The sequence below is a fragment of the Pirellulales bacterium genome, assembly GCA_035656635.1.
Classification (GTDB): domain Bacteria; phylum Planctomycetota; class Planctomycetia; order Pirellulales; family JADZDJ01; genus DATJYL01.
In genome coordinates this window covers 1-8,548 of the sequence record DASRSD010000042.1, presented here as the reverse complement: position 1 = coordinate 8,548, position 8,548 = coordinate 1, and the positions used below count along the sequence as shown (strand labels likewise).

The following is an 8,548-nucleotide window of genomic DNA, read 5'->3' as shown; positions in this document are numbered from 1 at the left end:
TCACCCGTATCACAGGCGGCAAGTACGTCTCGACGAAACTCCCTCGAATACGGTGCCACAGCAACCTCCTTGTTCAAGTTGCTGCGTAGCTTAACTAATTTGCCGGCATGGCGCTAGAGCTAGATGAAGAGCGCTCTAATTGGCGAGCACCGCATCACATTCGCTCCACGACCTCGATCCCCAGCAATTCTAACCCTTGCCGTAGGACTTTGGCCGTCAGATTACACAATGCAAGCCGGCCGTGCAGGAGTTCCGGCGTTTCCGCCTTCAATACAGGACAGTTTTCGTAAAACGTGCTAAAGCGGTTTGCCAGTTCAAACAAATAGCTGGTCAATTGATTGGGTCGATAATCGGCCAGCACCAGATCCATCGCCTCAGAAAACTGCAGCGCGGCAAGCGCCAATGCGCGCTCCGCCGGGTGGGAAAGAATGATTTTTTGAGTGACATGCTGTTGGGAAGTAGTGCTTTCGCCTAATTGCTTTTGCCCTTTGATAAATATCCCGCGAACACGGGCGTGGGCATACTGCATGTAGGTGGCCGTGTTGCCGTTCATCGCCAGCATTTTGTCGTAATCGAATACATAATCGCTGGTGCGGTTCTGCGACAAGTCGGCGTACTTGAGCGCACCGATGCCGACGGCTTCGGCAATTTTTTGCCGCTCATCGGTCGAAAGCTCGGGACCATTTGGCTTGGCATCATCATTTGCACTCACAATGGCGAGTGCCCGGCTGACACCTTCGTCCAATAGAATTTCGAGCCCTACGGTATCTCCCGAGCGAGTTTTGAACGGTTTGCCGTCTTTTCCCAGCACGGTACCGAAGTTGACATGCTTGAATTCGACGTTCGCCCATTCAGGGTGCCACAATCGCGCTGTGGCAAACAACTGCTCAAAGTGCAAGCTCTGCCGATGATCGACCACGTATAACACGGCATCGGGATGCCATGTTTCCATGCGATATTGGATGGTCGCTAAATCCGTTGTGGCGTATAGGAATGCGCCGTCTTGCTTGCGGATGAGAAACGGCGTTTCATAGCCATTCAAAAACACGCCGATGGCGCCATCACTTTCCCGTCCGATCTCTTTCTTCTGTAGATCATCAACGACTGCGCTGAGCCAGTCGTGATAAAAACTTTCACCCAGTTGATCGTCAAATTTCACACCGAGGCGTTTGTAAATTCGATCGATGTCTTTGTCCGATTGTGTTCGAATTTCTTTCCACAACTGCAAATTCTCCGCATCACCTGCGTGCAGTTTCACGGTTTCATTTAGCACCGCTTCTCGAATTTTTGGATTTTCCTCGCCCAGTCGATTCACCCATGCGTAGAGTGCGCCAAACTCGCCAAGCTTTTCAACGGCACCGCTGGATTGTACTTGCGCTCGGATTTCGGGGCTTTTATAGCCGTAAATAATCATCCCGAACTGTGTGCCCCAATCGCCCAGGTGATTGTCACTAATGACCTCGTGGCCCACAAATTTAAGCGTCCGGTACAGGCAATTGCCGATGACCGTGCTGCGGATATGCCCCACGTGCATCGGTTTGGCGACGTTGGGCGCACTGTAATCGACAACGTAAGTGCGCGGTTTGGCCACTGTCGGTACACCAACGCGCGGATCGGCCAAAGCGGTGGACGCTTGTTGGGCCAACCAATCGTTTTTCAGTCGTAGATTGATAAAGCCAGGGCCGGCAATTTCCGGCGGCTCGCACAAATCGTCAATCTCCAGCTTGGCGACAATTGCTGTTGCGATTTGACGCGGCGGCTTGCCCAATCGCTTACCCAGCGGCATGGCGCAGTTCGCCTGATAGTCACCAAACTTCGGGTCTTGGCTGGCCCGAACTTGTAAAAGCAGTTCGGCCGGATTATCCACCATGCCGCTCAAGGCGGTGGCAAAACGGCTTTGAAGTTCGTGGAGAATGTTCACGGTGTCAATAAAGACGAAGATCGAAAGGCATAAATACAGGATTGTAGGAGCCAATCCAAGCGGCACAAGTCACGCAGCTGAGCGGAAAGGCTGAGATTCAATGACAGACGAAGCCAGGAGTGGTTCAATCAGCGCCCAAGTGCGGGTAGTAGCGCCTTGCTGTGCTTTTACCAATTCCGCAGCATTACGCCCCAAATCATTGGCATAAGCAAAATCGCTCAGGCAGCGGCGGACGAAGTCGGTAAGCTGTTCGCCACTATGAACCCGCACCGCGGCATCGTGGGCCAATAACTGAGAAACCACATCGCGGAAGTTGTTGGTATTTGGGCCGAAGCAGGTAGCCACGCCATAAGCGGCGGGCTCAATCATGTTTTGTCCGCCACGATTGGAATGCAAACTGCCGCCGACAAAGCCGATGGAGGCTGTTCCCCACCAGGCGCCAAGTTCGCCGACGGTATCGACAAGGAGAATCCGGATTGAATGGGGAATAGGGACTTGGGATTGGGGAATGGTTGGTTTTAAAGCGGATCTGCGTGTCCACGAAACTCCGCTGCACTCCAACAGCGCGGCAACTTCGTCAAAGCGATGTGGATGACGGGGGACCATGACCAAGTGCAATTTCGGGAATTCGGCTGCTAACGATTGAAAGGCCGCCAGCGCCAATTGTTCTTCCGGCGACTGGGTGCTTCCGGCCAAGAAAATTACGTCATCGTCAGAAAAACCAACCAGCTTGCGCAGAGCTTGCGTGCAGGAATTCTGACAATCCATTTGGGCGCCGTCAAATTTGAGCGAGCCGGTAGTATTTACGCGCTTGGGATCTACTCCCAACGCCAGAAAACGTTGGGCATATTCTTCATTCTGCACGGCAATGAGATCAAGGGAATTTAACACCGGCGCGAGCCAGCGGCGAATCCTGCGATAACCATGAAAGCTCTTTTCGCTTAGCCGGCCGTTCATAATGGCCACTCGCGCGCCGTGTTTATGGGCTGCGCGTACCAAGTTGGGCCACAGTTCTAATTCTGCAAGCAGCAAAAGTGCAGGCCGAATACGAACCATGGCACGATGGACTGCCCAAGTAAAATCCAACGGACAGTAGAAGACGGTGTGTGAGCTGTATTTTGTCTTGGCTAAATCAAAGCCAGTTTTGGTTGTCGTGGAGATTATGCACTCCAGGTCGGGCCGCCGTTGGGCGATTTCATTCAATAATACGCCCAGCAAATTTACTTCGCCCACGCTCACAGCGTGCAACCAAATGCATGGACAACTTGAATTTCGCACGGGCACAGCGCCCAAAAATTTCGCGGCGAATCCTTCCCGATATTTGCCGCGGAAAATGCTTTGGTAAATCAACCACGGCGCAGCCACAAGCAGCGTGAGCAAATACGCGAAGTTTAAGAAGAAGGCCATCATGGGAATCCATTCCCGAAAGGATCAACAATTCCTTTTTATCCTGACAATTTTGACTTCGCTTTATTATGTCTGGCGTGTTCGCATGCAGCAGTTTTTAAATTTTTTCCCGCTGCCGCAGGGGCAGGGATCATTGCGGCCCACCTTTTCGCTGCGGTTGCGGATGGGCTCAATTTTTTTATCCCCCTGCATATTGTCGATGGCCGATTGCTGTTGCTGCCCAATTGCAGTGGTCGGCGGCGCTTCCTCGTGTACGGCAGCGGTTTCTTTCCATGTGGAGCCAACAAAGCCCTCATCCAACTGTTCCATGCGGAAAATCAAATCGGTAACGCGGTCGCCGATATTCGTCCACATTGTCTCGAAGATTTGCATGCCTTCGCGCTTATACTCGACTTTGGGGTCAATCTGAGCATAGCCGCGCAATGACACGCTGGAGCGCAGGTGGTCCATCGCCAACAGGTGATCTTTCCAAGCCGCGTCCAGAATTTGCAGCACAAGATTTCGTTCCAGGCGGCGCATTTCAGGCCGGAAATGGTCGTCCACCACCAGTGCAGCCTGAGTTTGCAACTGTGCTTGATCCAGTTGGCCGATTTGCTCGTCGGGAAACTGGGAATCATAAGTTTTGAGCTTTTCCAACAGCACTTGTACGGGTTTGGTTTCGCGCCAGCCTGCTCCATGAATGGTGCGAACCGTTAATGCGGTGCCGTTTTGTTCGGCATGACCATTTGAAGAAATGTCAAAAATGTCGTTGATCGGGCGCTGAATTTCTGCCTGTTTCTCCAGGGCGGCACGCAAGTTGGCGCGGCTGTGCTCCACTAAAACAGACCGAATTTCGTCCTGCTGCTTGTTTTTCAGACCGTCGAACGTTAAATCAACCTGGAAACGATCACGGGCCCATCCCACCAATTGATCGCGGTCATAGCGCTTTTGGCCGGACGCATCGCGGGTGGTGAAATGCAGCAAGCCCGCCATCACGGGGAATTCGGCTTCCTTGGTCTCGTAAGCCTCGCGGGCCTTTTGGCGCGCCAAGTCGACAAATGCACTCGGCTCCAGTTCGCGGACATCATCAGGGTTGATCATGATGCCAAACTTATAATGAGCCCAACCGCAGGCAGTCTTCACGCCAAGATCGGGCTCCAGGAAGCGGGCGCCCTCGCTCAAATCGATTTGCCTCACCGCTTCGCGGGCTTGCTCAAGCAAGAATCCGGATACGGCGTCACGACCTATTTTTTTCAGATCCCGGTCGCGAAAATTCGTTTTCCAGCGTGAGTTGGAAAATTTGGCCAGCGCTTCCCAATTCCAATCTTCTTCGTTAGTTTGCGGAAGATTTTCCTCGACCGCGTCAAATGCTTGCGATTCAGCAATGCGCTCGGCTTCGTCTTTTGCTTGTTGCTGAGCAGTTTGGTAATCGAGATTGCGGAATTCGCGCGGCTCCAATTCCACAGAAAGTAGATTGCCGGCCCATTTGGCGAATGTTTCCGCGCCGTAATCTTTGTCGAGGAAGACATTTAGATTGTACTCGATCTGGCGGTCGATCATCTCCAAAATCAGTTGCTTGCAATTGTTGCCGTCGAGAATCCGCTGTCGGTAGGAATAGACTCGCTTGCGTTGCTCGTCCATGACTTCGTCATATTCCAATAGGTTTTTGCGGATATCGAAGTTGCGCTCCTCGACTTTCTTCTGCGCGCCTTCAATGCGGCGGGAAACCATGCGGCTTTCGATGGCTTCGCCCTCTTTCATGCCCAGCCGTGTCAGCACGCTCTTAACCCATTCGCCAGCAAAAATGCGCATCAGATCGTCTTCCAGCGACAGGTAGAACCGGCCCGAACCGGGATCGCCCTGGCGGCCGGAACGGCCCCGGAGCTGATTGTCGATGCGGCGTGCTTCATGCCGTTCCGTGCCGACTATGTGCAGGCCACCCAAAGCTTTCACTTCGGCCGCTTCGGCCTTGGTTTGTTCGTGCTCTTCAATTTTCTTTATCAGGGCGTCCCATTCATCGCGGGGGACTTCCAGGCGCGTGGGATATTTATCTTGGAGCTTAGCCCAGGCCATAGCGTCGGAATTGCCGCCCAAGATAATGTCGGTGCCGCGGCCGGCCATGTTGGTGGCAATCGTCACGGCCCCTTTGCGGCCTGCTTGGGCGACAATTTCCGCCTCGCGCTTGTGCTGTTTTGCGTTGAGCACCTCATGCGGAATGCCGCGCCGTTCCAAAAGCGCGGAGAGCCGTTCGCTTTTTTCGATCGATACGGTACCAACCAAAATGGGTCGGCCGCGCTTTTGCAGAATTTCGATCTTCGAGCGCGCGATGGTGCGGAGTTCGCGGTTATCTTTATCGTCGAAAGTGATTTCTTGATCGTTTTCAGCTTTGATGGTGCCCACCAGCCAATTGCCATCTGCGAGTTCGACGGTATCCCATTTGTGGATCCGTTCGATTTCAATGGCCACCTGATTGAATTTATCTTTTTCTGTCAGATAGATGACGTCGGGATGATTAATCCGCTGCATCGGCCGATTGGGCGGAATGGAGATCACATCCAGCTTGTAAATTTTCCAGAATTCATTCGCCTCAGTCATGGCTGTGCCGGTCATGCCGCAGATTTTTTTGTACAGCTTAAAGAAATTCTGCAGTGTGATTGTGGCCAGCGTTTGCGTTTCTTCTTTCACGCGCACGCCTTCTTTGGCTTCCACGGCCTGATGCAGGCCATCGCTCCACTGGCGGCCGGGCATTTTGCGGCCGGTGAATTCGTCGACGATGATAATCTCGCCCTCTTCGATAACATAATTCACGTCGCGCTTGTACAAATGATGGCCCTTCAGTGCGTTATCAATTAAGTGCGGCCACTCCATGTTGCCCGCCGTGTAAAAACTTTCCACGCCCGCCAACCGTTCCGCCGCTCGAACTCCCTCGTCGGTCAGCACCACCGTGTGCTCTTTTTCCTTGACTTCGAAGTGTGTGTCTTTGACCAGTTGCCGCGAGATTTTATCGGCTTTACTGTATTTACTAACATCATCATGCGCGGGACCGGAGATAATAAGTGGCGTGCGGGCTTCGTCGACGAGGATGTTGTCGACCTCATCGATGATGGCAAAATGGAGCGGTCCCTGCACTTGCTGGACATGCTTGGGAAAGTGGTAATCATCGCGCGCCGCCGGCCGCATGTTGTCGCGCAAGTAATCGAAGCCGAATTCGTTGTTGGTGCCGTAGGTGATGTCGCAAGCGTAGGCTTTTTGTCGTTCCGCGGCATCCATGCCAGATTGAATGGCGCCCACTGTCAGGCCTAAGTTCAAATAAACGGGCGCCATCCATTCCATGTCGCGGCGGGCCAGGTAATCATTCACGGTCACAACGTGCACGCCTTTGCCTTCCAAGGCGTTGAGGTATGCCGGCAACGTGGCCACCAGCGTTTTTCCTTCGCCGGTAATCATTTCGGCAATCGATCCGCTGTGCAACACCATGCCGCCGATCAATTGCACATCGTAATGCCGCATTCCCAGAAAGCGGCGTCCCGCCTCGCGGCAAACCGCGAACGCTTCGGTCAGCAATTCATCCAGGGTTTCGCCCTGAATTAAGCGCTGGCGAAACAGCGTGGTTTGCTGCTTCAGTTCCGTGTCGCTCATGGACTGGTATTTGGACTCCAGCGCAGTGATCGCGTCAATCCGCGGCTGTATTTTTTTGATATAACGGGCATTGGACGAGCCAAACAACGAAGTAATGCCACGTTCCAACCCCCGACTTAGCGCGGTGAAGAAATTTCCGATGACTTCCCAAATCTGTTCCAGGACTTCCATCATCAAGCCATTTTCGAGGTGATCAGGACAGCAAACGCGGGACAGGGTGCCATTTTGGCAGAATCCCCGGGTTTGGTATAGTAATGCAAGAGCCGCGCCAGCTATCCGATAATAGACGTAAGATTTGCCGACAAAGAAGTTTATAGCGACTTGGCAGAGCGGGTCAAGAACGATTGGAGATGAAGAGAATGTCGTAAGTCATTGTCTCATAATACTGTAACTGTTCGATTTCGGCTTTTAACTTCTATTTGATTTTCGCACTCGTTGTTCCGCATGGCCCTGCAACTGCAAACCATCGATATCCGCGGGCGGTTGATCTTCCTGGGGACCGGAACATCGGTTGGGGTGCCCTGCGTGGGTTGCGGCTGTTCGACCTGCACCAGCGGCAACGCCAAGAATCAACGAACCCGCTGCTCGTTATTGTTGGGTTTGCCCGAGGGGAATTTACTAATCGACACCACGCCCGATCTGCGCAGCCAACTGTTGCGCGAAAAAGTTGGCATCGTGCATGCCGTGTTGTATACGCACGAACATGCTGACCACGTGTTTGGCTTGGACGATGTGCGGTTATTTCCACACTATCTGGGGCACGCGCTGCCGGTGTACTGCGAAGATTTTGTTGAGGCGCGAATTCGCAAATCGTTTGATTACGCCTTCACGGAAGATAACCACGGCTGTGGAGGCGGCGTTCCGCAATTAGACATCCGACGAATTAACCTGAAACCGTTTACGTTGTTGGGGCAACCAATCATCCCCATCCGATTGTGGCACGGCAAGTTTCAAGTCTTGGGCTTCCGAATCGGCAACATCGCTTACTGCACCGATACCAACGGCATCCCGCCCGAAAGCCTTGCTCAACTGGCTGGTCTGGACGTGCTGATTTTGGACGCTTTGCGCCAACGGCCCCACGTTTCGCATTACAGTTTGGATCAGGCCATCGCGGTGGCGAAACAATTGCGCCCCCAGCGCACATTCTTCACGCACATGTGCCACGATTTGGAACACGAAGCCACGAACGCCGCACTGCCCGCCGGCATGGAACTGGCGTACGACGGCTTACAGCTTCAACTCAGTTAGCATGCTCAGTTCACAACGGCAATCGCCGCAGCCTCAGCGCGTTGCCAATGACCGATACGCTACTGAAGCTCATCGCAGCGGCGGCAACCATCGGATTCAACAACGCGGCATGGCCAAATAGTGGGTACAACACCCCTGCAGCGATCGGCACTCCCAGCGTGTTATAAATAAAGGCGAAGAATAAATTCTGCCGGATGTTGCGCATAACACCACGGCTCAAACGGCGCGCTTTGGTAATTCCGCGCAAATCTCCCTTCACCAGGGTCAAACCGGCGCTCTCCATGGCCACGTCGGTGCCGGTGCCCATGGCAATGCCCACTTGTGCCTGCGCCAGGGCAGGTGCGTCGTTGATGC

Annotated in this window: 5 protein-coding genes; 1 reads left to right on the top strand and 4 read right to left on the bottom strand. The window is 53.5% G+C overall.

Annotated features, from left to right (window positions below; all coding sequences use genetic code 11):
• Positions 1-154: 154 nt before the first annotated feature.
• The 3 genes from argS to VFE46_03255 form a co-directional block, all read right to left on the bottom strand.
• Positions 155-1,921 (bottom strand): arginine--tRNA ligase, encoded by a 1,767-nt coding sequence (argS, locus tag VFE46_03265; protein ID HZZ27002.1) that lies wholly within the window; start codon positions 1,919-1,921, stop codon positions 155-157.
• Positions 1,922-1,990: 69 nt separating this feature from the next.
• Positions 1,991-3,328, bottom strand: coding sequence for a 3-deoxy-D-manno-octulosonic acid transferase (locus VFE46_03260; GenBank protein HZZ27001.1), 1,338 nt, complete (start codon positions 3,326-3,328; stop codon positions 1,991-1,993).
• A gap of 66 nt (positions 3,329-3,394) precedes the next feature.
• Complete coding sequence (locus VFE46_03255; GenBank protein ID HZZ27000.1) at positions 3,395-7,117, bottom strand: SEC-C metal-binding domain-containing protein; 3,723 nt, start codon at positions 7,115-7,117, stop codon at positions 3,395-3,397.
• A 273-nt stretch (positions 7,118-7,390) separates the two neighbouring features.
• Between VFE46_03255 and VFE46_03250 the strand changes: the two genes are divergently transcribed.
• Positions 7,391-8,194 carry an MBL fold metallo-hydrolase gene (locus VFE46_03250; GenBank protein ID HZZ26999.1) on the top strand — a complete coding sequence of 268 codons (804 nt, stop codon included), beginning with the start codon at positions 7,391-7,393 and terminating at the stop codon, positions 8,192-8,194.
• Positions 8,195-8,204: 10 nt separating this feature from the next.
• On the opposite strand, the gene VFE46_03245 is transcribed toward VFE46_03250, so the two are convergent.
• A partial coding sequence (locus VFE46_03245) for a copper-transporting ATPase (GenBank protein ID HZZ26998.1) occupies positions 8,205-8,548 on the bottom strand: 344 nt, incomplete at its 5' end.

Excerpts from the sequence above, each read along its gene's own strand:
- VFE46_03260 (HZZ27001.1), bottom strand. The coding sequence starts at position 3,328 with ATGGCCTTCTTCTTAAACTTCGCGTATTTGCTCACGCTGCTTGTGGCT.
- VFE46_03255 (HZZ27000.1), bottom strand. The coding sequence starts at position 7,117 with ATGGAAGTCCTGGAACAGATTTGGGAAGTCATCGGAAATTTCTTCACC.
- VFE46_03250 (HZZ26999.1), top strand. The coding sequence starts at position 7,391 with ATGGCCCTGCAACTGCAAACCATCGATATCCGCGGGCGGTTGATCTTC.